The following is a 25,913-nucleotide window of genomic DNA, read 5'->3' as shown; positions in this document are numbered from 1 at the left end:
TAGGGTCAGGACTTGCGTGGCTGGCGGCGCAGGAAGTCGTCGGCGATTTCATCGCAGGTGCAAAAGCGCACGCCTTCGTGCTTGCGGAAATGCGCGATCAGACGTTCGAGCATGAGCAATACTTGCGCGCGGCCGGATACATCGGGATGGATGGTGATGGGAAACACCGCATAGTCGTGCTCGCGGTACACCCAGTCGAATTGATCGCGCCACATCTCCTCGATATCGCGCGGATTGACGAAGCCGTGACTGTTGGGCGCCTTCTTGATGAACATCATCGGCGGGAGATCGTCGAGATACCAGTTCGCGGGAATCTCCACGAGATCCGTTTCCTGTCCGCGCGAAAGCGGCTTCATCCACGTATCCGGATGCTTGCTGTAGTCGATCTTCGTCCAGCTGTCGCCGACGCGCACGTAGTACGGGTGGTAGTCGTTGTGCATCAGGCTGTGGTCGTACTTGATGCCCTTCTTCACCAGTAACTCGTTCGTCACGTTACTGAACTCCCACCACGGCGCGACGTAGCCCGTCGGCCGCTTGCCCGCGAGTTTCGTCACCAGGTCGATGCTGCGATCCAGCACGGTTTCTTCCTGCTCCGGCGTCATCGCGATGGGGTTTTCGTGGCTATAGCCGTGGATGCCGATCTCGTGGCCCGCGTCCGCAACCGCCTGCATCTGCGTGGGAAAGGTCTCGATCGAATGGCCGGGAATGAACCATGTGGTCTTGATCTTCTCGCGCTCGAAGAGCTTGAGAAGGCGCATGGAGCCGACTTCGCCCGCAAAGAGGCCGCGCGAGATGTCGTCGGGCGAGTCTTCGCCGCCGTATGAGCCGAGCCAGCCGGCGACCGCATCGACGTCGATGCCGAATGCTACGAGTATTTCCTTGGCCATCTGCTTTTCTCCTTTGAGCGCTGCGTTTTCGGTTCGAAGCATTGCTTCGCTTTCACCGGGCACTTAAATGTACATCGTTGACAACATACGTTTACGATGCCGGGTACAAAAATAATCGGCAAATGAGGGATTACCCTTAGTAACGATCTCGAAGATGAAAGGGGCGGGCGTGCGGAGGCGCGGCCCGTGCATTGAGCGCGGACCGGATTGAACGGAGGCGACGGCGAGGGGTTTAGGTTTGCGCGTGCAGCGTTAGTAAGGCATCGGCGAATGCCTCGGGTTTTTCTTGCGGCAGGTTGTGTCCCGCGCCTTCGACGACGCGATATTCAAAAGGTCCGCTGAAATGCACAGAGTGATGCGCGGTGCCGTCGGTGGACATGACACCGTCGTCCGCGCCGTCGAACGAGATCGTGGGAACGGAGATGGGCGGCGCCTTCGCGAGTTGCTGTTCGAGCGCGTCGTAACGCGGATCGCCATTCACGAGCCCATAGCGATGCCGATACGAATGGATCACGACATCGATGAAGTCTTCGTTGTCGAACGATGCGGCCGTCGCGGCGTAAGTGTCGTCGTCGAAGCGCCAGCTCGGTGACCATAACGTCCACAGCAAGCGGCAGAGTTCTCGGCGGTTCGCGGTCAGGCCGGCACGGCCGCGCTTGCCATGAAAGTAATACTGATACCAGTAGCGAAGCTCGTTTTCCGGCGACGACGGCTTGCCCGATGCCGCGATGTCCTGAATGTTGTAGCCGTTGAGCGTGACGAGCGCCCTGACGCGTGCGGGATACAACGCCGCAACGATGCACGCGGCGCGTCCGCCCCAGTCGTAGCCGCCGAGCATTGCGCGCTCGATGTCGAGCGCATCGAGCAATGCGAGCAGGTCAGCGCCCAACGCCGCTTGCTGACCGGAACGCGGGGTATCGGCGGAAAGGAAGCGCGTTGGACCGTAACCACGCAGATAAGGAACGATGACGCGTGCGCCTTGTGCCACGAGGAGCGGCGCGACTTCATCGAATGAATGAATGTCGTAGGGAAAGCCATGCAGCAACACAACGGGCCAGCCGTCTGTCGGCCCGGACTCTTCATAAGCGATATCAAGCAAGTCGGTCTCGATGCGGTTGATCATGCGCTTATCCTCGACGTAGACGTTCGATGACAGCTAGGGTATACGATCTGTATGATTCGCGTGGCGCTTACTAGATATCGAACACGCTCGAAAGCGGAGGTCATTGGCAATAGAGACTAAGCAATCCGCAAATGCTCGCTGATGTAGTCGATGAACACGCGCAGCTTCGGCGATGCATAACGCGTCGCCGGCCAGAGAATCCAGAATGTCACCGTCTGATCGATGTAATCGTCCAGCACGATCTGCAGCGCGCCGCTCGCAAGCGCATCGCGCACGAGAAAGGTCGGCACGAAGATAAGTCCTTTATCTTGCAGCGCCAGGAACGCCAGCACTTCAATGGTGTTGCTCAGGAACGTCTGCGGCAACTCGGGCTCCGCTTCCGCCGTGCCGAGCTGAAACGGCCAGCGTTCGAGCTTGCCGGTGGCGGGAAACTTATGCAGCAGGCATGCGTGATTCACGAGTTCCGCCGGATGACGCGGCACGCCATGCTGCTTCAGATATCCGGGTGACGCGACGACCACTTGCCCGCATGAACCAAGACGCCGCGAAACGAGCCGCGAATCGTGCTGCGCGCCCGTGCGAATCACGGTGTCGAAGCCTTCCTCGATGATATCGACCATACGGTCTGACAAATCGACATCGATTTCGATATCCGGATACTTCGCCATGAACCCGTCCAGCGCGGGCATGATGAGCGCGGACAATTGCGGCGTGCTGATTCGCAAACGCCCGCGCGGGCTGCCCGCTGCATTGGACAGTTCGGCTTCGGCGGCTTCGACTTCGCCGAGGATGCGCCTGCAACGTTCGAGAAAGAGCGCGCCCTCGGCGGTCAGCGTAATGCTGCGCGTGCTGCGATGAAAAAGCCGCACGCCGAGACGCTCTTCCATGCGGGCAATGCCCTTGCCCACCGCCGACGACGACACGCCCAATTGCCGTCCCGTCTCCGTGAAGCTGCGCGTTTCAGCGACTTGCACGAACATCGAAATGCCGCCTAGGCTGTCCATGAGTATCCCGAAGAACTGGCCGACTCGCGCGACGCGATCCGCCGATTAAGGAAGTTCTTGTCCGATATATTCGGAACCTTAGCCCATTTTTCTTATGTCGTCCGGTTCATACACTCTCTTCAAGCCTTAACACCTGCCGTCGAGGAATTCGACGGTCATCCGCATTCCGGAGAGAGAACATGTCCAAACTTCATTCAGCCGTCAGAGTCGGTCCCTACGAGTTTTCGCATCGCGTCGTGCTGGCGCCGCTCACGCGCATGCGTGCCGAGGAAGGCGCCATCCCCGGCCCGTTGATGGCCGAGTACTATGCGCAACGCACGTCGAAAGGCGGCTTCCTGATCAGCGAAGCGACCATTGCCGCGCCGAACGGCAACGGCTACCTCGGCGCGCCCGGCCTTTACGACGACAGCCAGATCGAAGGCTGGAAGCAAGTCACGGAAGCCGTGCATGAAAGAGGCGGCCGCATCTTCCTTCAGCTTTATCACGCGGGCCGCCAGTCCAATAGCCAGTTGCAGCCGGATGGCGGCGCGCCGGTGGCACCGTCGGCGGTATTGCATGGCGGCGTCGCTTATACGGAAGCTGGCTGGATTCCCAACACCCCGGCCCGCGCGCTCACCAGTCCGGAAATCGCGCAACTCGTCGAGCGCTTCCGCACAGCAGCGGAGCGTGGCAAGAAAGCCGGTTTCGATGGTGTCGAACTGCACGCCGCGAACGGCTATCTCTTCGATCAGTTCCTTCAAGACGGCAGCAACATGCGCACCGACATCTACGGCGGCTCGTTCGAAAACCGCGCGCGCTTTCTGCTGGAGGTCACGCGCGCCGTCATCTCCGTGTGGGGCAGCCAGCGCGTCGCGGTGCGCCTCGGGCCGAGCGGCACGTGGGGCGATATGTCGGACAGCAATCCCGAAGCGCTCTTCTCCTCCGTGGCGCGTGAATTGTCGAAGCTCGATCTGGCGTATCTGCACTTGATCGAACCGCGCGTGCTCGGCAATGTCGATGACGACAGCAAAGACCCCGCACCCGTGGCCGCGCAACTGATCCGCAAGCATTACGACGGCGTCATCATCGCGGCGGGCGGCTTCAAGGGGCCGACGGCCGAAGCCATCCTGCAAGCAGGCGATGCCGATCTAGTGGCGTTCGGACGCGACTTCATCGCCAATCCGGATTTGCCCGAACGCCTTCGTAATCGGTGGCCGCTCAATGCGTATGACCGTCCCACGTTCTTTGGCGGAACCGAAGCTGGCTATACCGACTATCCGTTCCATCGCGCCGAAGCACGGGCCGCGTAAGCCGGACGCCGCCATGAACGCTACTTCCCCGCCGGTGTCTCTGACGCCACTCTGCTGGCTCGCGCTCGGCATGTTGCGGGGTTGCGCGGTGCGCCTGTCGCGTTATCGCTCAATGCATGGTTCATGTGTCTCGGCTTCTCACTCGGCGCCGCGCTCGGGTCGATCACGCTGAATGTTGCGCCGTGACCGATCTTGGCTTGACCGCGTCGGTCTGCAAGATCGCGGCGTTCACGCTGACCTTGTGTGAAGCGGCGCCCGCCGCGGCATGACTAACGAAAACGCCTGAAGAACGTGCGCATTTCGGCCGCAAGAAGTTCGGGCTCTTCCATCGCGGCGAAGTGGCCGCCGCGCGGCATCTCGGTCCATTGCGTGACATCGAAGACACGTTCGAGCCATTCGCGCGGCGGCCGGCTCAATTCTTTGGGAAAGCGCGCGTAACCCACTGGCGGCAACACGCGCTGACCCGCAGCGAAACGCATGGGTTGCAGGCGGTTTTCGTAGTACATCTGCACCGCCGTGCCAATGCTCTGCGTGTGCCAGTAGAGCGAGAGATTCGTCAGCAACTCGTCCTTCGAGAAACTGCGCTCCACATCGCCGTCGCAATCGCTCCATGCGCGGAATTTCTCGCAGATCCATGCGGCGAGTCCCACGGGGGAATCGTTGAGCGATGCAGCAAGCGTCTGCGGCTTCGTGCTGTGCATGTGCGCGTAGGCGCCTTCTAGTGCGACCCACTCGCTTCGCGCGCGCACGAAGTCTTGTTCGGCAGCATTCGTCGGCGCGTTTGCGGAATCCACGGATGGTTCGTAAGAGCCCGGCAGAAAGTTGAGATGAATACCATCGACATGCCGTCGATGCCGTAACGCCAGCGCAACCGACACCGCCGAACCCAGGTCGCCGCCTTGCGCACCGAAGCGCTCGTAGCCTAGACCTTGCATCAGCGCGGCCCAGATATCGGCGACTTGAAACGCGGACGTGCCGGGCTGCGCGGGCGCGGCGGAAAACGCGAAGCCCGGCAGCGACGGCACGATGACATCGAAGGAATCGGCCGGGTCCGCTCCGAACGATGCGGGATCGCACAGCATCTCCGTCAGCGCATGAAACTCGAAGAACGATCCCGGCCAGCCGTGCGTGATGATGACCGGATACGGCTTTGGACCCACGCCCCGCCGATGCACGAAGTGCACGCGCTGACCGTTCACATCCGCAATGAATTGCGGTTGCCGGTTGAGCTCGCGTTCGGCAGCGCGCCAGTCGAACGTATCGGTCCAGTACTGCACGAGTTCGCGCAGCCACGCGATATCGATACCTTGTTTCCAAGACTCGGATGGCGTCATGGGTGGCCAGCGGGTATCGCGTAGCCGGCGGCGCAGGTCGTCGATCGCTTCGTCGGGAACGGCAATCTTGAATGGCTCGATGTGCATGGCGGGTCGCTACTCCAGCAAGGTCGGAGGTTCAGTGTAACTCGACCTTTTGCCGCGCTCCCGTCTTCTCGTGATTCAGGCAAAGCGCCGCCGCGAGGCTGATCGCCGCGTTGATCGCGAGCCACACGCCGACCATCGCGCTGCTATGAAACGTGTGCGTGAGCCATGTGAGGATGGCGGGCGTGAAGCCGCCCAGCACGGCCGCTGCGATAGCCTGCGCGAACGCATAGCCGGATGTGCGCGCATTGGGCGGCACGAGTTCGACCATGGCCGCGACCTGAACGGCGCTGTAGGCTGCATAGATGAACGAGAACCACAGTTCGACCACCGCGAACCTCAGCACGGTTGCATGCGCGGCGAGCCATGACATCAGCGGATACGCGGTGACGGCGGCCAGCAACGTGACGACGATCAGCACCGTGCGACGGTTGAAGCGATCGGCCACGAGCGCCATGATCGGCAGCCAGACGAGCACCGACAAACCGCCGAAGAAGAGAATGATGAAGCCCGCGGATGCGCCCAGATTCAGGCTCTTGATGAAGGTCGGCGCGTAAGTGGTGATGGTCTGCGAAGTCACAGTCGCCATCGACACCATGCCCATGCACAGCACGATGGTGCGCCAGTCCGAGACCAGGCTCGTGCAGATCTCGGACATCTTCGGCGCGCGCTTTCTGGCCGCGAACACCGACGTTTCCTGAAGACTCGACCGCAGCCAGAACATGACGGGAATGACCATGCAGCCGAGCAGAAGCGGCACGCGCCATCCCCATGCGTGCAGTTCGTCTTGCGTAAGCCAGTAAAGCAGAACGAGTCCGACGAGCGACGCCACCATCACGGAGATTTGCTGGCTGCCGGCTTGCCAGCACGTATAAAACGCGCGGCGTCTGGCCGGCGCGATCTCCGCGAGATAGACCACTACGCCGCCGAGTTCGGCGCCTGCGGAGAACCCTTGCATCAGCCGTCCAAGCAAGACGATGATCGGCGCCGCGATGCCGATACTCGCGTAGGAAGGCGTGCATGCCACGGAGATGATGCCGAGCGACATCAACGACAACGCGAGAATCAGACCCTTGCGGCGCCCATGACGGTCCGTATAAGCGCCGAGCACGATAGCGCCCACGGGCCGCGCGAGAAAGCCGAACGCGAAGGTCATGAGCGACATCATCAGCGAGATGTATTCGTTGTCGCTCGGAAAGTACGTCTGCGCGATGTATCTCGCGTAATAGCCGTAAATCATGAAGTCGTAGATTTCCAGCGCATTGCCGGCGACGACCTGAATGATCGGCTTGATCGCGACTCTCGATCTGTCGACGTCCGGCGCACTCACTGACGCGAGGCCTGGGCTTGCAACCGCGGAATCCTTCATCGCTACTCCTGTCGAAAAGCGTTCTTTCTGGCCGATGGAAACGTCAGGCGCGTGCGCCGATCTCCACTTCCTGCGCAGTCCAGCCCGCAACGCGGTCGCTGAGCGTGAGACCGAGACCGGGACGCGTCGGCACGAGCATGCGGCCATCGCGCGTTTCGAGCCGTTCGTTGAAGAGCGGTTCGAGCCATTCGAAATGTTCGACCCACGGCTCGCGTGCATAGCTTGCCGCGAGATGCACATGCAGTTCCATGGCGAAATGCGGCGCGAGCATGAGACCCGCGTGATCCGCGAGCGTCGCGACTTTAAGAAACGGCGTGATGCCGCCGACGCGCGGTGCATCCGGCATCAGATAATCCGCCCCGCGCAACCGGATGAACTCCCAGTGTTCCGACACGCTCGTCAGCATCTCGCCTGTGGCGATCGGTGTATCGAATTGCGTGGCGAGCGCTGCATGGCCTTCGGCGTCGTAGCAATCGAGCGGCTCCTCGATCCAGACGAGATTGAACTGTTCGAACGTTCGGCACATGCGTTGTGCGGTCGGACGGTCCCATTGCTGGTTGGCGTCGACCATGAGCGGGAAGGCATCGCCCAGATGCTTGCGCACGGTTTGCACGCGATGAATGTCGAGCGCCGAGTCCGGCTGGCCCACCTTGAGCTTGATGCCACCGATGCCTTTTTCGCGCGATATGTCGGTGTTGGTCATCAACTGATCGAGCGGCGTATGCAGGAAACCGCCCGACGTGTTGTAGCAGCGCACCGACTCGCGTTGTGCGCCCAGCAGCTTGGCAAGCGAGAGGTTCGCGCGCTTTGCCTTCAGGTCCCACAGCGCGACATCGAACGCGCCGATGGCTTGCGCCGCCATGCCGCTGCGCCCCACCGACGCCCCCGCCCACGCGAGCTTGTCCCACAGCCGCGCGATGTCGCTCGGATCCTCGCCGATCAGCACGGGCGCGATCTCCTTCGCATGCGCGAACTGGCCCGGACCGCCCGCGCGTTTTGAATAGCTGAAGCCGAGTCCGCGTTGACCATCGGCCGTTTCGATCTCCACGAAAAGAATGGCGATCTCGGTCATCGGCTTCTGCCGGCCGGTCAGCACCTTGGCGTCGCTGATGGGATTGGCGAGCGGCAAGAACGTGGAGGCGACGCGAATCCACCTGATTGAATCGTTCGATGTTCCTGCGAGAAGCGAAGACGTTGCGTTCATGTGCCGATTCCTTCAATGACGAGTTCGAAGCCTTTAGCGATGAGTCGATCATACAATGATTGCGCAATCATTCAAGCTTAATTAATTGCGCAATCATCATGGTTTACGCTTAATGCACGAGTGCGAACGTCTTTGATCGGTGGGCCTTCATGGTCTAATCCAATGCGTGGCGCTTTGAAAAAAACGAAGTCGGGGAAATATGGCGAAGAAAGACGAAGGCATTCAGGCGACGGCGGAAAGCGTGACGCTTATCGATGTCGCGCGTGTGGCGGGCGTCGCGCCGATGACCGTGTCGCGCGCACTGAACCGGCCGGAACTCGTGCGCAGCGACACGCAGAAGAAGGTGCTCGACGCCGTTCGCGCGACGGGTTACGTGCCCAACCTGCTCGCTGGCGGATTGGCGAGCAGCAAGAGCCGTCTCGTGGCCATTCTGTTGCCGACCATTGCCAACTCCATCTTCGCCGACACCGTGCAGGCGCTGGTGGACCGTCTGACGGCATCGGGATATCAAACGTTGCTGGGCGTGACCGCTTATTCAACCTCGCGCGAGGAAGCGCTTGTCGAAGCCATTCTCGGACGCCGCCCGGATGGCATCGTGCTCGCTGGCACCAGTCACAGCAAGGCCACCGTCGCGCGGCTGGTGAAGGCCAACATACCCGTTGTCGAGATATGGGATCTCACGAGCAAACCTATCGATACGGTCATCGGTTTCTCGCACGAACAGGTGGGTAAAGAGGTCGCGCAACATCTCGTCGCGAAGGGCTATCGTGACTTCGGCGTGTTGTCCGTGGACGATCCGCGCGGTTTGCGGCGCTGCAAGAGTTTGATCGCGCAACTCGCGGCACAGGGAATCGAGAACACCGTGTTCGAGATCATGCCCGCGCCGGCAACGTTGCAGGCAGGACGAGAAGGCACGGCAAAGCTGTTGCAGGCCCGGCCGCCGCGCATCGTCGTATGCAGTTCGGACACGCTCGCGCAGGGCGTGCTCGCGGAAGCCGCCAGCCGCAAGTTGAACGTACCGGACGATATCGCCGTGATGGGCTTCGGCGACTTGAGCACCGCCGCGCACGTGTACCCTGCACTCTCGACGGTACGTGTGGATGGCGCGACCATCGGCATGAAAGCGGCCGATACCTTGCTCGCGCGTTTTTTGCAGGGCCGCACGGGCGCCGTTTCCTCGCGCGTGAAGATCGACACGGGCTTTACGATCATCGACCGCGAAAGCACATGACACGCCCGCAAGCAGCGGGGTATACGATAGTGACATCGTCCAATTCGTCGTCCATATTTACTTGGCTATCCTTACAGGATGGTCAAATAAATAACGGAGACATCCATGAGCGAACGTCTGTTCTTCCGCGCGGCTGGCCGCGCGATGGCGCTGCTATGCGCAGCGTATTTCGTTCTCGCCGCGCCGAACGTCTCGGCATCGCGAGGAGACGGCCGCGACGATGGATGGATCTCCACATGGACAGCAAGTGCCGATCGCAATAACAACCTGACCACGCCGCAGAGCTTCAATGCGTCGACGACGATTCGCCAGGTCGTGCACTTGAGCGTTGGCGGCGACCGCGTTCGCGTGCGTCTCACCAACGAGTTCGGCACGACGCCAGTAACGGTGGGACCGGTACATATTGCGTTATCCGTCGGCGGCGCGAAGATCGCGCCGAACTCCGACCGCACGCTTACCTTCGGCGGAAAGACCACGGTCACGCTTTATGCAGGTGCGCCGATTCTCAGCGATCCGGTAGATATCAAGCTGCCGCCGTTCGCGGACATTGCCGTGAGCTTCTTCCTGCCCGACGCCACGCAAGCACAAACCGTGCATCAACTGGCCGTGCAGAACGCGTATGTATCGAGTGGCGACAACACCGCCACGGCCGATCAACCTTCTCCGCAAAAATACACGAACCGCTTTTTCCTGTCCGGCGTGCTGATCGATACCGACCGCGACACACCCGCCGTCGTGACCTTCGGCGATTCGATCACGGATGGCTACGCCTCCACCGTCGATGCGAACCGCCGCTGGCCCGACGATCTCTCGCAACGGCTGAATGGCGGCTCGGCGCGGCGCAGCTATGCCGTGCTGAATCAGGGGATCAGCGGCAATCGCGTGATCAAGGATGGCTCGGGCATCAGTGCGCTCGCGCGCTATGACCGCGATGTCCTCAGCCAGTCGAACGTCAAGCTAGTGATCTTCCTCGAAGGCATCAACGATATCGGCTGGCCTCAGACCGTGCTCGACCCGACGGCGGGACTCGTTCCGGCGCAGGACATCATCGACGGATACAAGCAGATCATCGCGCGGACTCATCTGCGCGGCATCAAGATCGTGGGCGGCACACTGACACCGTTCCACAACGCGCTGCAAGGCACGCCGAACCAAGGCTACTGGACACAGCAAAAGGAAGCGATCCGTCAGACCGTCAATGCCTGGATACGTACGAGCCGCGCGTTCGATGCGGTCGTGGATTTCGATGCGGTGCTGCGCGATCCGGCGCATCCGATCGACATTCGCGCAGTGTATGACAGCGGCGATCATCTGCATCCCAACGATGCGGGCTATGCGGCCATGGCCAATGCTGTCGATCTCTCGCTGCTCTACAGGGCCGACGACGACCGCGATCACGATCACGACCATCATTGATTGAGGAACATGCGGACGCGCATCGCGCGCGTTCGCATTCGCGTCTTCCCGCGCACTACCCACCTGTCCGCGCTATCCTGCTGATTAGCCCATTCTTCGCATGGACCCTGCACCCGCACGGCCTGTCGACTCTCATGCTATTAGCGCAAATCAGCGATCTCCATATCAAGCGGCCCGGCAAGCTCGCCTATGGACGTGTCGATACCGCCGCCTATCTCAGCCGATGCATCGAGCACCTCAACGCACTCGATCCGCGACCCGACGCCGTGCTGATCACGGGCGATCTCGTGGATTTCGGCGATGCCGAGGAATACGCCTATCTACGCACGCTGCTGAATCCGCTTGCCATTCCGTATTACCTTTGCATCGGTAATCACGATGGACGAGAAGCGCTGCGCGAAGTATTCGGCGATCACGCGTATCTGCGAGACCAAGCGCGTTTTGTTCAGTATGAGTTCGAGCTAGGCGGCGTACGCATTGTCGTCGCGGACTCGCAAGACCCGCCACACGGAGGCGGCCGGCTGTGCGATGAACGGCTCGACTGGATTGCAGAGACGCTGGCAAGAAGCGCTGCGCAGCCGACCTTGCTTGCCATGCATCATCCGCCGTTCGATTGCGGTATCGAGCATATGGACGAGCAAAAGCTCGATGCCGCCGATGCAGCGAAGCTCGCGGCTATCGTCGCGCGTCATCCGCAGATCGAGCGTCTACTGTGCGGGCACGTGCATCGCGCCATTCAAATGCGCTTTGCCGGCACGATCGCGAGCGTGTGTCCGTCGACCGCGCATCAAGTCGCGCTCGACTTGCGCAAACGCGGCCCGTCCCGCTTCGTGATGGAACCGCCTGCATTCCAGTTGCATCGCTATGTCGCGGGCGAAGGGCTCGTCACGCATACGGCATTCATCGGCGATTACGGCGGTGCTTATCCGTTCTATGACGAGAACGACGCGCTCATCGACTAAGCGGTGCTTTTAGCGTCGCGCCATGCCGAGATCATCGGCTGCGTCCGACGCACTCGCCGCGCGCTTGCCTTTGTTCCCTTCTTCGAGCGCGTTCAGTTGTTCGAGGCTCAGATTGCGCGTTTCCGGCGCGAGCCACACGGAGATCAGCAAGCCCGCGAGCGCGATGCCGAAGAAGAACCACAGCGCCGCACTCGCGCCCCACCACGCTACGAAATTGGGGAACACGAGTACGCCGAGAATCGAGCCGATGCGGCTTACGGAAGTCGCGAGACCCGATGCGCCCGCGCGCACGTTCGTCGGAAAGAGCTCGGTCGGATAGACGAAGTTGAGAATGCCGCCGCCCGAATTGGCGAACAGAACCGCGCAACTGAACAGCACGACCAGAAAGCCGAAGGTCGGCTTCGAGTTGAGCGCGAGCACGAGAAGCGCGGCGGAAAGCCCGGCAAACGACGTGATCAGCAGCGGCCTGCGTCCCCAGCGATCCACCAGATTCATGCCGATGATCGCGCCGATCATCCCGAGAATGGCGATGAGACCCGACCCGATGATCGTCAGCACGCGCGAGCCATGCGAGAACGGCGAGATGATGGTCGGCGCGTACATGGAGATGCCGTAATAGGCAGTTGCATAACAAAACCAGAAACCAAGCACGAATATCGTACGGCGTAGCATGGGCCTGGAAAAGAGCGAGGCGAGACTGCCCTTCGACTCGACCTCGCGCGCAAGCACGACACGCTCGCCCGTTACCGCGAGCATGACGGCTTCGGCTTCCTCGTGACGGCCTTTGGATTGCAGCCAGCGCGGCGATTCCGGCAGCGTCATGCGAAAGAAGAACACGACCAACGCGAAGATGGCGCCCACGCCCAGCATGTAACGCCATGCGTTATCGCCGAGCGGCAGGCACGCAAGCCCCACGACATACGCGGCCACCGCGCCGACAAACCACATCGCCGCGAGAAAGGTGCCGTGCTGTCCGCGCTTGTGCCGCGAACTGAATTCGGCGACGAGCGTGGCGGAGATAGGATAGTCCGCGCCGATGCCCACGCCCAGCAAGAAGCGAAACAGGATGAGTTGCCACGCGCTCTGTGAGACGGCCGTCAAGAGCGCGAACAGCACGAACGCCAGCAGATCGACGACATACATGGCCTTGCGGCCGAAGCGATCCGTCAGCCGCCCCAGCCAGGCCGCGCCGATGAAGGCCCCGATGATGGCCGACGACACCACGAGACTCTGCACGCCCGCGCCGAGATGCCACTGCTTGATCACCGAAGGCAGCGCGACGGCGACGATCGTCAAGTCGAAGCCATCGAGGAAAGTGCCTCCGGCGGACAGCAGCGTGACCTTGCGTTGAAAGCGCCGGACCTGCTGTGAGTCCAGATGATCGAAGCTCATTGCGTGACTCCCATACGTAAGCGATTCGTCAGCGTGACGACTTGAGACGGACGAAAATTCGTGTGGCGCGAGTGTGACGGAGGTCTGTGACAGGCCGATGATGTCGATATCGTGTACCGCGCGTGAATCAGCGTATTCCCTCACCTTCGAGCCATGAGCGGAACAGGACGACGAGTTCGTCGTCGGACTTCGCATCCGGCACGTAGGTACAGTAGCTCCGCGATGGCAGGCGCGGCTCGGCAAACGGCGTGACGAGACGGCCAGCGGCCAGATCGTCGGCGACGAGCGCGGTCGGTCCCATCGCAATGCCGAGTCCGTCGATGGCCGCCTGCAAGGTGAGATAAAAGTGATCGAAGGTCAGGATCGCGGCAGGCCGTAACGCGGGAATCTCCGCACGCGCGAGCCAGTCCGGCCATAAACGCGGGAGGCTCGACGTATGCAACAACGTATGCTGCCGCAAATCTTCCGGCGTGCGCAGCGCGACGCGTTGCATTAACGCGGGGCTGCATACAGGCACTCTTTCCTCGACGAGGAACGGCCGCATAGAGTAGCCATAGAACGTGTCGGGACCACCGCGAATCACGATGTCGTGAATATCTTTAAGGCTCTCGACCGATGCGTTCGATGTCTCCACCTTGACGTCTACATCGAGATGCTCGGCGTGGAACTTCGCGAGCCTTGGAACCAGCCAACGCAACGTGAAAGTGGCGGGCGCATTCACGGACAGCGTGCGCGAAACCGTTCCAGGGTAACCGTATCGCGCAGTGGCCTGCGACAACTGCTCGAAGAGCGGACCGATTTCATCCAGGTAGGCCTTTGCCTTGGGAGTCAACACCACGCGCCGGTTATGCCGCTCGAACAGCGGTTCGCCGAGCCACTCTTCGAGCAGGCGCACTTGCTGACTGATTGCGCCATGCGTCACATGCAATTCGGCTGCGGCTTCCTTGAAGCTGGCAAGACGCCCTGCGGCTTCGAACGCGCGCAGTGCATTGAGCGGAGGCAGGACTCGTTTCATTCGAAAGAGTTTATCTAACGCGAGCGGCCAATTTAACTGGTTTGCCGCACGCTCACAAGATAGATAACCTGCTTACATCCCTCTTTCGCGTCCTTAGCCTGGAATCCGCATGCTCAGTTATACCGGCGGTCTCGTCCTTATCGCCGCCGTGCTTCACGCCAGTTGGAACGCGATGTTGCATGGCAATCGCGACCGCTTCCTCTCCATGACGTGGATGAGCATTGCCATCGCGGTGGTCTCGACCATCGTGATCGTTTTTTTGCCGATGCCCGCTTCCGCCGCGTGGCCATGCATCGTTGCATCGGGGCTCGTGCATATCGTCTATAACGTGAGCCTCGTGCGGTCGTATCGGCGAGGCGATCTCGCGCAGGCTTACCCGATTGCGCGTGGTTCGTCGCCGCTGCTCGTCACGCTCGGCGCAGCGCTCTTCGCGCACGAGGCCATCGGGCCGCTGCATGCGTTCGGCATCGTGATGATCTCGGGCGGCATCATCTCGCTGGCGCTGCAAGGTAGCCACGTATCGCGCGCAGGTGCGTTGGCGGCATTTCTGACTGGCGTGACCATCGCGGTCTATACCGTGATCGACGGTATCGGCGTGCGCTTGTCGGAGGGCAACGCGCTTGCCTATACCGCGTGGATGTTCATGTTCTACTGGCTGATGCCGCTGCTCTTCATGGCGACGCGCGGGCTCTCTGCACTATGGACGCCGATACGCACCGCCCCGATGTCGATCGGTTCATCGCTTGCGGGCGGGTTGGTATCGATCGGCGCATATGGCATCGTCATTTGGGCGATGCAGTCGGGTGCGATGGGCGCGGTATCGGCATTGCGCGAGACGAGCGTGGTGTTCGCGGTGCTGATCGGCAGAGTGTTTCTGCGCGAATCGGTCAGCGTGAAGCGCTGGCTCGCATGCATGGTCGTCGCGGCGGGCGCGATATGTCTCGGGCTTTGACCGCTCGCTTCCAGTGTCGCTTCTTTCGTCGCTTCAGTCGAAGTCGATATGACCGCTTCGTCTCAGCTCATCCAGCCTGAAAATTTGCTGCGGCAGCACGCGCCCAAGCGATAGCGCGGGAAGATCGTCGAGGCTGAAGAATCCGACGGCACTCGTTTCCGCACCGATGACCTCGCCCGCCTCCACGATCTCGCCGAGAAAAACCAGCTTCCAGATGTGAAAGATCGATGGTGGATGCGGATGTCTGTCTGCATCCCATACCGCGAGCAAGCGCTGAATCTTAACCGTATAGCCACTTTCTTCCCGCACTTCCTTCGCCGCGTTCTCGGCGGGCGAAACGCCTATGTCGGCCCAGCCGCCTGGAAGCGACCACATGCCGTCCGCCATTTCGCGCACGAGCAGAATCTGCCCCGTTTCATTGAATACCGCGGTACGCACATCGAGCTTTGGATTGGCATAGCCTGTTTCCAACGCGAAAAGTTCGGCTATCTTGGTCGAATCAGTCGATGAGAGCGCGGCGAGTTCAGCGTGCGCGATCTGCGCGATCTCATCGTAACGTTCGGTATCGAAAACGCTCGTTGCGTAGTGCAATCCGGTTTGCGCCAGTGCAAGCAGGCGGCGAGCGCGTTCCAAAGATGCCATGTAGTCGGTTCCAATGCGGCCTCAGTTCACGTCAAATGGCCTCTCACGAATTGCAAGGAGCGGCGTGCGCGCTCGTCCATTTGTTCGTCTGTCGCACCGTTCGACATGTCGCGCCAGACTCCCACTGCGCGGCTCACGTTTCCGCCCTTGCGCATGAAAGGCTCCATGACGATTGTCCCGTCATATTCGATCTCTTTCAACGCGCCAAAAATCTCGTCCCACGGCAGACGCCCTTCGCCTGGCGGCAAGCGGTTCGCTTCGCCCAGATGGAAGTGTCCGAGCTTTCCCTTGCAGGCGAGGATCGCATCGCGAAAAGAGTGCTCTTCAATATTCATGTGGAACGTGTCGAGCTGTACCTTGCAGTAAGGATTGTCGACCGCATCGCAAAACGCGAGCGCTTCGCGTGCATCGTTGGCAAGCCATTGCTCGAAGCGGTTGACCACTTCCAGCGCGTAGATGATCCCATAGCCTTCCGCTACCTTGATGACGCGACGCACGCTGTCCACGGCACGCTCCACGTAGGGACGCTTGTCCGTCATGCCGGGTGGCGGCGATTGCGGCCACGCGCAGAAAGTGAGTCCCGCAAAAACGGGCGCACCGAGCATATGGCAATCGTCGAGCAAGCGCTTGACGTACTCCGTGCCTGCATCTCTCACGCTTTGCTCGGGAGAGGCGAAATCGTACTCGGGCTTGAGACCGATACAGCACATCACGGTGAGGCCGAGATCGTCGGCGACGGTCTTCAGTTCGCGCTTCTTCGCATCGGGAAGATTGTTGAATTCGCCGAGCGAAATTTCCATCATGTCGAAGCCCAAGCCGGATATGCGCTTCGCCACGGCCGGAAAATCGACCAGCCATTCGGTCGACCAATACGTGTAGAACATGCCGACTTTATTCAAGGCACGACTCCTTTGATGTTTGCCTGACTTGCTAGGCCACGAAGCCTTTTGGCTTGACCTCGGGATGTGCCGGGTCAGCATGTTCGAGCGCGGCCAGCGACATGATGCGTTCCTCGGAGGCGTCGTCGAAGCCGACTTCACCCGCAAGCTGACCGCCGCGCATGACAAGGATGCGGTCGGAGATGGTCAGTATCTCCGGGAGGTCGCTGGAGATGACGAGAATGGCGAGACCTTCTCGGGCAAGTTCGCGCATGAGCGCGTAAATCTCGGCTTTAGTGCCGACGTCCACGCCGCGCGTGGGTTCATCGACGATCAGGACACGCGGTTTCGACGCGAGCCATTTCGCCAGCACCACCTTCTGCTGATTGCCGCCGCTCAAGAGACCCACGAGTTGTTCGACGGTCGGCGTCTTGATGTTGAATCGCCCGACGTAACTGTCGATCATGCGCGCTTCCTGCAACGGGCGAATGACCGTGCCCTTCGAAAGACGCCCAAGCCCCAGCGCAGCGAGCGACAGGTTGCTGCCCACCGACATGCCGAGCACGAGCCCCTGATCCTTGCGGTCCTCGGGCACGAGCCCGATCCCGAGCTTCATTGCATCGCGAGGCTTCGCGATCCTGACCGGCTTGCCTTCGATGGTGACGTTGCCATGCTTCGGCGGCGGCGCACCGAAGATACCCATCGCCACTTCTGAACGTCCCGCGCCGATCAGTCCGGCAAGTCCCACGATCTCGCCGCGTCGCAACGAAAACGATACGTCGCGATAACGCTCGTCGTCGCCAAGACCATCCACTTGCAGCACGATTGGCTGATGCGCGTTATCAGGCTTGATGCGCCGTACTTCGGCGAGATCGCGGCCCACCATCAGGCGCACGACTTCATCGGGCGAGGTATCGACAAGACGCGCGGTACGCACGTGCTTGCCGTCGCGAAGAACGGTCACCGCATCGCAGTTGTCGAACACTTCGCGCATGCGATGCGAGATATAGAGAATGGTCACGCCGCTCGCGCGCAGTTCGTGAACCACTTTGAAGAGCGTCAGGGAGTCGGCTTCGGAAAGACTCGAAGTCGGTTCATCGAGAATCAAAAGGCGCGGCTCGTGAATCAACGCCTTGCATATCTCGATCAACTGCTGCTGCGCGATGGTGAGATCGCCGAGACGCGTATCGGGATCGAGTGCGATGCCAAGCCGTTTCATCGCGGCCTTCGCTCTCGTCAACAGCACGCCGCGATCCACCAGCACGCGCGCCATGCGCGGCTCCGCGCCGAGAAATATGTTCTCGGCAATCGTCATGTTCGGCGCGAGCATCAACTCCTGAAAGACGATGGAGATGCCCTTGGCGGCGGCATCGCGCGTACTCGAAAACTCGACTTCCTGACCGTCGAACATCATGCGTCCCGAGGTCGGCGCATGTGCCCCTGCGATCACTTGCATCAAGGTCGACTTGCCCGCGCCGTTCTCGCCCATGACCGCATGCACGGTGCCGGCCTCGACATTGAAGGACACTTCCTGCAGCGCTTTCACGCCGGGATAGGTCTTCGTTATCTGCTCAACGCTCAACAGCACGGTCATGGCAGCACTCTTTCTCACGAATGACGCGGGGCACAGCGCGTGGCCGGCCCCGCGCGCGGTTCATTTACCGCCGACGAATTTATCGACGTTCGACGAGTTGACGATATCCACGCCCGTATCCGTGACCGGCGGCACCTTGCCACCCTTGGTCAGCGCATCGAGCTGCTTGACGGATTCGGTGCCCATCGTGAGCGGCCGCTGACCGATCAGCGTCGTCGCATAACCTTCCTTCAGCAGCTTGATCTGCGATGGCAAGGTATCGAACGAAACGATCACGAACTTGCCCGCCTTGATATCGGCAGCCTTGTTGCGAACCGCGCGAATATAGGCCTCGGGCGCGAACATGGGCCAGCCGCCAGCGAAGAAGATGCCGTCGAGTTTCGGGTTCTTCGCGAGCATGTCCTGAATGAGCTGCACGCCCGTGCTCGAATCGTCGTTGCAGGCGAAAGGCGAGCCCGACACTTCCTTGAAGTCGCCATTGAGCTTCGACTTGAAGCCCTTGATGCGCTCGTTGAGATTCGCCGCCGACAAGCCGCCTGTCAGAACCGCATACGTGCCGCCCTTGGGCAGCGCCTTAGCAAATGCTTCGCCCGCCGCTTCGCCGCCTGCTTCGTTGTTCGTGCCGATGAAAGCGATGCGCTTGGACTTCGGTGCGTCCGAGTCGAAGGTCACGACCGGGATGTTCTTCGCCAATGCCGCGCTGATGACGCCGCTGATCGAATCCGCATTGTTCGGCGCAATGGCGATACCCGCGACCTTTTTGGTGATCAGATCGCGCACGATACGGCCTTGTTCTGCGTCGTCGAGCTGGGCCGGGCCGGTGAACAGACATTCGGCGCCGATCTTCGCGGCTTCTTCCTTGCAGCCTTTTTCCGCGTCGGCATAGAACGCGACGCCGAGCGCTTTCGGTACGACGGCGAACACCTTCTTGTCCGCCGCCTGCGACTGGGCAATGCCTATCCCGAGCAGGAGCGTAGCGGCTACGGCACTGAGCATGGTGCGTGTCATGGTCTTCTCCAGAGTCGTTGTAATACAGCTTTCATCGACGTCGCCAGACGCCTTTTCTAAGTTGATCGATAAACACGGCAAGAACGATCACCGAACCGACGAACACCCCTTGCCAGTAAGCGTCCGTGCCGAGCAGAACGAGACCGTTGCGCAGCACTTCGAGAATGACGGTGCCGACGAATACGCCGATCACGGTGCCTTCGCCGCCGGACAACGCCGTTCCGCCGATAACAGCCGCCGCGATCACGCTCAGTTCCTTGCCCAATCCTTGATTGGAGATTGCCGACGAGAGATAGCTCACTTCGATGATGCCCGCGAGACCCGCGAGCACCGACGACATCACGTAGACGCTCATCTTGAGGCGGTCGACGTTGAGGCCGGTGAGCATGGCCGCGCGTTCGTTGCCGCCTACCGCGTATAACTGGCGGCCATAGACGGTACGCTTCAGAACGATGGCGGACACGATGGCGAGCGCCACGAAAATCAGAAACGGTACGGGCAGATCGAGAAAGTCGCCGCCGCCGAGGGCAAAAAACGAATCGCCGTCGGGACGAAAGCCGTCGATAGCCTTGCCGCGCGTAATGACGAGCGCCAACGCCCGCGCAATGCTCATGGTGGCAAGCGTAGGCACGAAGGGCAGCATGCGCAGTTTGGTGACGCAGAAGCCGTTGAAGAGGCCGACGCACGCGGCTATGAGCAGCGTCAGCACGCAAGCGGGAAACACAGGCATGCCGGCCTGCATCATCGCGGCTGACGCGACGGCGGCCAGTCCCCATACGCTACCGACCGAGAGATCGATGCCGCCCGTGATCATCACCGCTGCCTGCCCCAGCACCACGATGCCGATGAAGGACAGGTTGCGCGCGTCGTTGAGGAGGTTACCCTTGCTCGCGAAGTCGGGCGCGAAGATCGACAGAAGCACGACCATGATCAGCAGGGCGCCGACGATACCGGTTTCGCGCGAGTGCAGCAATTGAGCGGCGAACCCGCGACGGGGTCTCGCCCGCTCGCTGGCTGCCAGCGTTGGCTTGCTCATGGTGTCGCCTCCAGTGCCTCTGTGCGCCCGTCGCGTGTCATGGACAAGCTGTTTTTGTGCTGAAAGAGTTTAGTTTCGGGTCGAAACCCAGTCAAAGCGGGTTTTCCCTGCCGGGCTTGAGGCGCGATCCGGTTCACCTATGAACCTGCTTTCAAATATTGGATTCCTTAGTTTTCATTCGATCACCTTGCCTGCGTATGCATGCGGCAGGCCTCCGCATAAACACGGATTACGTCGCGGACCTTGCTGTAAATAAGGCTCTTGGGCGATGCATCGATCGACCCCCGCCTCACCTGCCAGTATTGCTCCGGCAGATAGCGGCTGATCAGGTTTTCCCGTATGCCGATGTTCGCGAGGTTCGCCACCAGCTTGCGCGTCGCCTCATCGATATCATGGTCGGACCAGTAGTAGCGCACGCGGTCGCTATAGCTATAGGTTCGCAGCAACCGCTTCTCCGCGTCGCTGCCGTGATAGTACTTCTCCCAGTTGTTGGGTTTCGCGCGCATCACGCGTTCGACTATCTCACGCAGATTCGACCGGACATTCGGCGCGAGGAGTTCGCACTCGATGTCCGCCAATGCATAAAGCGCTTCACGCAAAGCGAAGGTTACGCCCGGTCCCACCTTGAGAATGGCGAAGCCATCATCGACCAGCGCCGATAGCGCTTCGGGCTTTTGATAATCGGTGGAATGCGCTTCGAACACGATACCCGGTAGCCTTTCGAGCACCTTGGAAAGTCCGCTTGCAAGCGTGGGGGCGTAGTCGACGACCCTCGTATGATCGAACTCCACGCCGGGTTGAACGACGAGTCCCACCACACGCTCCCACGCCGCGCCGAGTCCGCGTGCATCCCAAGCCTTGCGATGCACGGCGACGGTTTCGAGCGCAGCGCTCGCGTGCGTAACCTCCACGGTGGCGAGTTCTTCCGATGCACCGCCCGGAACGGGCACTTCAGTGCCGATGATATACACCGGACCTTCGGTGAACCCCACGCGCGCGGCAGCCGCTTCGGCGACGGCGCACATACGCGCGGCACGTTCGGCCACGACCTCGTCGGATAGACGCGCGGGGTCATCGGCGCAGGGCATGCTTGCATCGAGATGGAGCTTTCTGAAACCTGCAGCGGCGTAAGCATCGATCAAGGCATCGGCGCGTTGCATGGCATCTTCGGCAGGCAGATTACGCCATGCGTTAGGGCCTAAATGATCGCCACCGAGAAGCAATCTATGGCGATCAAAGCCCATGCGATCGGCAAGGCCATGCACGAAGCGAACGAAATCCGCAGGCTTCATGCCGGTGTAACCACCATACTGATCCACCTGATTCGATGTCGATTCCACGAGCAAGGGCGTGTCGTCATCGAGCGCCTGCTTCATCGCGGCTTCGATCACCCAGTGATGCGCCGAACAAATCGAATAGATGCCTTTCAGGCGCTCGGCGGCGCGCTCGTCGCCGGTCAAGCGCGTGACGATGTCAGTCATGCTTTGCCTCCGATGTCGCGGCGATGAACGCATCGAGTTCGGCAAGGGTCGCCGTGCCTTCCATCGGTCCACGGAACGTCACGGCCCGCGCGCCCGCCGCGCTTGCATACTCGAGCGCGCGCTCCACGGAAAAGCCCTGCGCGCGGCACGCAATGTATGTCCCGCCGAAGCAATCGCCCGCGCCGGTAGGATCGACCTCCGTAACCGACAATGCCGCGAAGTGGCTCGCGTGATTGCCGTCGTAATGACTGCAGCCGTCCTTGCCGCGCTTGATGACGACCTCGCGCACGCCGCGCGCAAGCAGTTCGTCGATTGCGCCTTGCTCCGTTCGCGCATTCGCAAGCAGCATTACTTCGTGGCCGCTCGGAAGAAACACATCGGTATAATCGAGAATGAAGTCGAGCGCCTCGCGCATCTCCGGAATGCGCAGCATTTCCTTGCGAATGTTTGGATCGAAGCTAACCGTACCGCCGTTTGCCTTCACGGTCTCGATCACCTTCTTCATCGCCTCGATGATGCGAAACGAGAACAGCGATGAGCCCATCACATGAAAGTGACCACATTCTTTCAGCAAGTGCTCGCGGATCTCGCCGACTGACAAATGCCCCGACGCGCTATTCGCAATGTTGTAGATGAAGTCGCGGTCGCCGTCTTCGCGATACGTCACGAAGGCACTACCTGTCGTCGCGGATTTGATCACGGAGATGCCCGACACATCGACGCCGTCGTCACGCAACCGTTCGACGTTGAGCACGCCGAAGTCGTCGTCGCCGACGCAGCCGATGATCGCGCAACGACTGCCCGACTTCGCCACCTGATCGATGAAGATGGCAGGCGCGCCGCTCGCATACGGTCCCATCAACGTGCCTGGCCGGCGAAACGACTGTCCGATTTGAGTCGCCAAAATTTCGACGAGGATCTCGCCCATCGTCACGATGTAGCCGGTGCGGCCGGCCTCTTGCGCTTGAGCTTGAGCTTGAGCTTCGTCCATGGCGTTCTTTGGTCAGGATGCCAACAAGGCAGATTGACGTTCAGGGCGTACCGCGCTTTCAACTTAATTCTGCCTAAACTCCAGAATGCCGCTATCCCTTCGCTGCAATTGCAGACCGTTGCGCGACACGGTGTCGAGCGTCGGCGAATCGATACCGTCATCCATTATCAACGTGTCGATCTCTGCCACGCTTGCGAAGACTTCGCCGTTGCGCTCGTCGAGCAGCGGCTGATAAGCGACGACGACCGTCCGCTTGGCCGTACGTCTTGCCGCTTGCGCAACGCGTGCCTGCGCAGGGTCGGCAGCCAGCAAATTGCCATCGCGATCGAATCCCGACGCCTGAAGAATGCACAGATCGAGCGAATGACGCGCCACCGATGCCTCGGCGTCGGGTCCAGTCATGGCAGTTGCGCCATGCTCCAGTTGGCCGCCGGTCAGAAGTAACTCGCAATGCAGAAAGCGCTGCGCCATGCCGGCGACCGCGACGTCCTGCACGAGAAGCGACAGGTTGGCGCGGTCCGACAAAAACGGAATGATCTTGTGAATGATCTCTCCCGCTCCCAGCAAGAGTGCTTCGTGATCGCCCACGGCTTCAGCGGCAATGCGAGCGATCATGGTCTCGGACGCCTTGCGCGTGGCGCCATCCGACGCCGGCACGAGAATGTCGTCGCCCGTTTTCTGCACGAGATAGCGCGCCTTGCCAAACGAGCGCAGCAAATAACGCTGCTGCTCGAGATACGTCAGATCACTTCGAATGGTGACGCTCGAAACGTCGAACGCCTGACTGAGTTCCTCGACAGACACTTCGCCGCGCTTGCGCACAAGCTCGACGATCTGTAGCCGCCGCTTAAGCGAACTCTTGTTGGTGAGCATCGAATTGTTGAGTCGAAATGTCTTTTGTTCCGTAAGAGTCTAGTTTCGATTCGAAAGAAGGTCAAAGGCATTTCCCTTCGTGATCCGTAGGTGTTTTCCCGCTTGGTACTTAGCGGTTTTTTGCTAATGCGCCGTGCAATGTCATTACCGTGCTCGCGACGCTCGCCACGATTTTGCCGTCTTCGCGCTGAATGTCGCATCGGTAATGACTGATGGTCCTGCCGCGATGCTCGGCCCATGCGCGCGCCGAAAGCCTCGACTTCCACACGGGGCGCAGAAAGGTCGCCCTCAGGTCGATGCTCGTGAAGCTCTCCTCGATGTCCATCACAGAGGAATGCGCCGTGCCGATAGCCGCATCGGCGAGTTCGCACAAAAGACCGCCGTGCACGGTGCCTTGTTGATTGCCGTGAATGGCGCAATCGGCATCGAGCTCGATAACGGCCAGCGCTTCGCCTATTTCGACGATGCGAAACTTGAGCAGCGCCGATATCGCGGTGGGATAACGCATGTGCGTGACGGTATCGGCAGTGAGGCTGCCGTCTAGTTGACGCTTCAGGAACTCGAGGACGGGAACGTGGCGGTGTGCGCTATCGGTCATGTCGGCTCCAACTCGGTGTTTTGCCGACAATAATCGCTTAAACTAGGACAATCAAATAATTGTCCTACATACACATGAGCGCAACGACACAGGTCAGGAAAGTTGCAGCCACGCTCGAAGCCGATATACGCAATGGCAAACTGCACCCGGGAGCGCTATTGCCCACGCATCGGCAGCTTGCCACGCGTTACGGCATTGCCATCGCGTCGGCGACCAAGGTCTATGCGGAGCTGAAGTCGTTGGGTCTAGTTGTCGGAGAAACCGGTCGTGGCACTTTCGTGCGCGACCGGCCGCAAAAACGCGAGTGGGATATCGGCGATGAAGCGCGGCTTTCAGGCAGCACCGCCGATCTGTCGTTCAATCATCCAACGTGGCCGGGTCAGGCCGACCTATTGCGCTCGATGTTGCGCGTACTCGCATCTTCAGGCGACCTTGCCGCGCTCATGCATCAGCAACCGCCTGGTGGCCGGCTTCATGAGCGCGCCATTGTCGCCAAGTTTCTGGCCAAGGCGCGTGGAATTCGCGTGGAAGCCGAGCAAATCTTCTTAGTGCTTGGCGCGCAGCAAGGTCTCGACATCACGACGCGCGCACTGCTCGAGCCGCACGATTCCGTTGCGGCTGACGCGCTGACTTATCCGGGATTCAAGATGCTCGCGCATACGCAAGGCCGCGATGTGCACGCGATCCCCACCCTGGATGACGGTCCCGATCTCGACGCGCTCGACAAGCTATGCCGCCGTCACCGCATACGCGCGATCTACACCATGCCGACCGTGCACAATCCGCTCGGCTGGGTGCTGTCGGCTAAACAGCGTCATCGTCTGGTCGAGAGCGCACGGCGTCACGACTGTATGTTGATCGAAGACGCCGCCTACGCGTATCTCGTGAACGACACACCGCCGCCGCTCGTGGCGCTGGCGCCTGAGCGAACGGTGTATGTATCGAGTTTGGCCAAGAGTCTCGCAAGCGGCCTGCGCTTTGGCTTTATTGTCGCGCCAGAAGACTGCACGAGCCGCATCAAGGCCACGATCCGCGCAAGTTACTGGAGCATGCCGAGCATAGTCACTGCGATAGCCACGCGCTGGATGGCCGACGGCACCGTCGCGCGGCACGAAGTCATGCTGCGCCGCGAAGCGCGCCGCAGACAAGCGATCGCGCGAGACGTGTTCGCGAGCATGGAGATGCTCGCGCACCCGTCCTCGCTGTTCCTCTGGCTACGCTTGCCCGAAGACTTACGCGCGGATCGCGTAGCGACGGCGCTGGCTTCGCAGGGCATCGCCGTATCGAAAGCAGAGTCTTATGCGACGACGCGGCATGCACCGCGAGCCTTACGTATAGGCTTGAGTTCAGTGTCCATGGAAACGCTCGAACACGTACTGAAGCAGGTACGCGACACCATCGAGCGCTTTCCAATCTGAGCGCTTTGGCCTTTAGACAAGCGCCTCGGCTTGACGCGTGCGCGGCAGCATGCGTTCGAACTCACGCTTGACGATGCCGTAGCATTCGCACGCACGCTCTTCCAGACCGGCGCGGTCGAGCACCTTGATACA

At 60.7% G+C, this 25,913-nt stretch carries 23 protein-coding genes; 6 read left to right on the top strand and 17 right to left on the bottom strand.

What is annotated here, in order from left to right; genetic code table 11:
• Nucleotides 1-5: 5 nt before the first annotated feature.
• From NCR98_RS29995 to NCR98_RS29985, 3 genes are all read right to left on the bottom strand, one after another.
• Nucleotides 6-887 (bottom strand): polysaccharide deacetylase family protein, encoded by an 882-nt coding sequence (locus NCR98_RS29995; protein ID WP_250528137.1) that lies wholly within the window; start codon nucleotides 885-887, stop codon nucleotides 6-8.
• A gap of 232 nt (nucleotides 888-1,119) precedes the next feature.
• Entirely contained in the window at nucleotides 1,120-2,010 is an 891-nt protein-coding gene (locus NCR98_RS29990) for an alpha/beta fold hydrolase (protein ID WP_250528136.1), read from the bottom strand.
• 116 nt (nucleotides 2,011-2,126) lie between these two features.
• Nucleotides 2,127-3,014, bottom strand: coding sequence for a LysR family transcriptional regulator (locus tag NCR98_RS29985; RefSeq protein ID WP_250528135.1), 888 nt, complete (start codon nucleotides 3,012-3,014; stop codon nucleotides 2,127-2,129).
• Nucleotides 3,015-3,193: 179 nt separating this feature from the next.
• Here NCR98_RS29985 and NCR98_RS29980 point away from each other — a divergent pair, with 179 nt between their 5' ends.
• A complete protein-coding gene (locus NCR98_RS29980) occupies nucleotides 3,194-4,303 on the top strand; it encodes an alkene reductase (RefSeq protein ID WP_250528134.1) in 1,110 nt (369 codons plus the stop codon).
• A gap of 269 nt (nucleotides 4,304-4,572) precedes the next feature.
• Here the strand turns inward: NCR98_RS29980 and NCR98_RS29975 are convergent, their stop codons facing one another.
• Genes NCR98_RS29975 through NCR98_RS29965 form a run of 3 tightly spaced genes read right to left on the bottom strand, consistent with a single transcriptional unit; the run spans nucleotide 4,573 to nucleotide 8,294 of the window.
• Complete coding sequence (locus NCR98_RS29975) at nucleotides 4,573-5,724, bottom strand: epoxide hydrolase family protein (protein ID WP_250528133.1); 1,152 nt, start codon at nucleotides 5,722-5,724, stop codon at nucleotides 4,573-4,575.
• A gap of 31 nt (nucleotides 5,725-5,755) precedes the next feature.
• Nucleotides 5,756-7,090, bottom strand: a complete 1,335-nt coding sequence (gene tcuC, locus NCR98_RS29970; protein ID WP_250528132.1) for a tricarballylate/proton symporter TcuC — start codon at nucleotides 7,088-7,090, stop codon at nucleotides 5,756-5,758.
• A 43-nt stretch (nucleotides 7,091-7,133) separates the two neighbouring features.
• Entirely contained in the window at nucleotides 7,134-8,294 is a 1,161-nt protein-coding gene (locus NCR98_RS29965) for an L-talarate/galactarate dehydratase (RefSeq protein WP_250528131.1), read from the bottom strand.
• Between the two features lie 199 nt (nucleotides 8,295-8,493).
• Here NCR98_RS29965 and NCR98_RS29960 point away from each other — a divergent pair, with 199 nt between their 5' ends.
• From NCR98_RS29960 to NCR98_RS29950, 3 genes are all read left to right on the top strand, one after another.
• Complete coding sequence (locus tag NCR98_RS29960; RefSeq protein WP_250528130.1) at nucleotides 8,494-9,525, top strand: LacI family DNA-binding transcriptional regulator; 1,032 nt, start codon at nucleotides 8,494-8,496, stop codon at nucleotides 9,523-9,525.
• Between the two features lie 105 nt (nucleotides 9,526-9,630).
• Nucleotides 9,631-10,941 carry an SGNH/GDSL hydrolase family protein gene (locus NCR98_RS29955; protein WP_244831749.1) on the top strand — a complete coding sequence of 437 codons (1,311 nt, stop codon included), beginning with the start codon at nucleotides 9,631-9,633 and terminating at the stop codon, nucleotides 10,939-10,941.
• 134 nt (nucleotides 10,942-11,075) lie between these two features.
• Nucleotides 11,076-11,903 carry a phosphodiesterase gene (locus NCR98_RS29950; RefSeq protein ID WP_250528129.1) on the top strand — a complete coding sequence of 276 codons (828 nt, stop codon included), beginning with the start codon at nucleotides 11,076-11,078 and terminating at the stop codon, nucleotides 11,901-11,903.
• Between the two features lie 9 nt (nucleotides 11,904-11,912).
• Here NCR98_RS29950 and NCR98_RS29945 read toward each other — a convergent pair whose 3' ends face one another.
• Both NCR98_RS29945 and gcvA read right to left on the bottom strand, forming a co-directional pair.
• Nucleotides 11,913-13,295, bottom strand: a complete 1,383-nt coding sequence (locus NCR98_RS29945) for an MFS transporter (RefSeq protein WP_250528128.1) — start codon at nucleotides 13,293-13,295, stop codon at nucleotides 11,913-11,915.
• Between the two features lie 127 nt (nucleotides 13,296-13,422).
• Nucleotides 13,423-14,310: a transcriptional regulator GcvA gene (gcvA, locus tag NCR98_RS29940; RefSeq protein WP_250469679.1), complete on the bottom strand. Its 888-nt coding sequence runs from the start codon at nucleotides 14,308-14,310 to the stop codon at nucleotides 13,423-13,425.
• Nucleotides 14,311-14,419: 109 nt separating this feature from the next.
• Here gcvA and NCR98_RS29935 point away from each other — a divergent pair, with 109 nt between their 5' ends.
• The gene (locus NCR98_RS29935; RefSeq protein ID WP_250528127.1) at nucleotides 14,420-15,262 is read left to right on the top strand and encodes an EamA family transporter; all 843 of its coding nucleotides are present in this window, start codon (nucleotides 14,420-14,422) and stop codon (nucleotides 15,260-15,262) included.
• Between the two features lie 33 nt (nucleotides 15,263-15,295).
• On the opposite strand, the gene NCR98_RS29930 is transcribed toward NCR98_RS29935, so the two are convergent.
• The 9 genes from NCR98_RS29930 to NCR98_RS29890 all read right to left on the bottom strand — a co-directional run bounded on the left by NCR98_RS29930 (nucleotide 15,296) and on the right by NCR98_RS29890 (nucleotide 24,363).
• Nucleotides 15,296-15,904, bottom strand: coding sequence for an NUDIX hydrolase (locus NCR98_RS29930; RefSeq protein ID WP_250528126.1), 609 nt, complete (start codon nucleotides 15,902-15,904; stop codon nucleotides 15,296-15,298).
• Between the two features lie 26 nt (nucleotides 15,905-15,930).
• Nucleotides 15,931-16,803, bottom strand: a complete 873-nt coding sequence (locus tag NCR98_RS29925; RefSeq protein WP_250528125.1) for a D-psicose 3-epimerase — start codon at nucleotides 16,801-16,803, stop codon at nucleotides 15,931-15,933.
• Between the two features lie 31 nt (nucleotides 16,804-16,834).
• A complete protein-coding gene (locus tag NCR98_RS29920) occupies nucleotides 16,835-18,376 on the bottom strand; it encodes a sugar ABC transporter ATP-binding protein (protein WP_250528124.1) in 1,542 nt (513 codons plus the stop codon).
• Between the two features lie 60 nt (nucleotides 18,377-18,436).
• A complete protein-coding gene (locus tag NCR98_RS29915) occupies nucleotides 18,437-19,384 on the bottom strand; it encodes a sugar-binding protein (protein ID WP_244831757.1) in 948 nt (315 codons plus the stop codon).
• A 31-nt stretch (nucleotides 19,385-19,415) separates the two neighbouring features.
• On the bottom strand, nucleotides 19,416-20,420 hold the full coding sequence (locus NCR98_RS29910; protein ID WP_244831758.1) for an ABC transporter permease: 1,005 nt from the start codon (nucleotides 20,418-20,420) through the stop codon (nucleotides 19,416-19,418).
• A 182-nt stretch (nucleotides 20,421-20,602) separates the two neighbouring features.
• Nucleotides 20,603-21,901 carry a D-tagatose-bisphosphate aldolase, class II, non-catalytic subunit gene (locus tag NCR98_RS29905; RefSeq protein ID WP_250528123.1) on the bottom strand — a complete coding sequence of 433 codons (1,299 nt, stop codon included), beginning with the start codon at nucleotides 21,899-21,901 and terminating at the stop codon, nucleotides 20,603-20,605.
• Nucleotides 21,894-22,892, bottom strand: coding sequence for a tagatose kinase (locus tag NCR98_RS29900; RefSeq protein ID WP_250469685.1), 999 nt, complete (start codon nucleotides 22,890-22,892; stop codon nucleotides 21,894-21,896). The genes NCR98_RS29905 and NCR98_RS29900 overlap by 8 nt, the downstream gene beginning before the upstream one ends.
• 63 nt (nucleotides 22,893-22,955) lie before the next feature.
• On the bottom strand, nucleotides 22,956-23,765 hold the full coding sequence (locus NCR98_RS29895; protein WP_250528122.1) for a DeoR/GlpR family DNA-binding transcription regulator: 810 nt from the start codon (nucleotides 23,763-23,765) through the stop codon (nucleotides 22,956-22,958).
• A 109-nt stretch (nucleotides 23,766-23,874) separates the two neighbouring features.
• A complete protein-coding gene (locus NCR98_RS29890) occupies nucleotides 23,875-24,363 on the bottom strand; it encodes a PaaI family thioesterase (protein WP_250528121.1) in 489 nt (162 codons plus the stop codon).
• 74 nt (nucleotides 24,364-24,437) lie between these two features.
• On the opposite strand from NCR98_RS29890, the gene NCR98_RS29885 reads away from it, so the two are divergent.
• A complete protein-coding gene (locus NCR98_RS29885; RefSeq protein WP_250528120.1) occupies nucleotides 24,438-25,781 on the top strand; it encodes an aminotransferase-like domain-containing protein in 1,344 nt (447 codons plus the stop codon).
• Nucleotides 25,782-25,913: the final 132 nt, after the last annotated feature.

The organism is Caballeronia sp. GAWG2-1 (assembly GCF_023631405.1).
In the GTDB taxonomy this organism is placed as follows: domain Bacteria; phylum Pseudomonadota; class Gammaproteobacteria; order Burkholderiales; family Burkholderiaceae; genus Caballeronia.
Note: the sequence above shows the minus strand (reverse complement) of the source record. Positions and strands in the feature narration are given on the sequence as shown.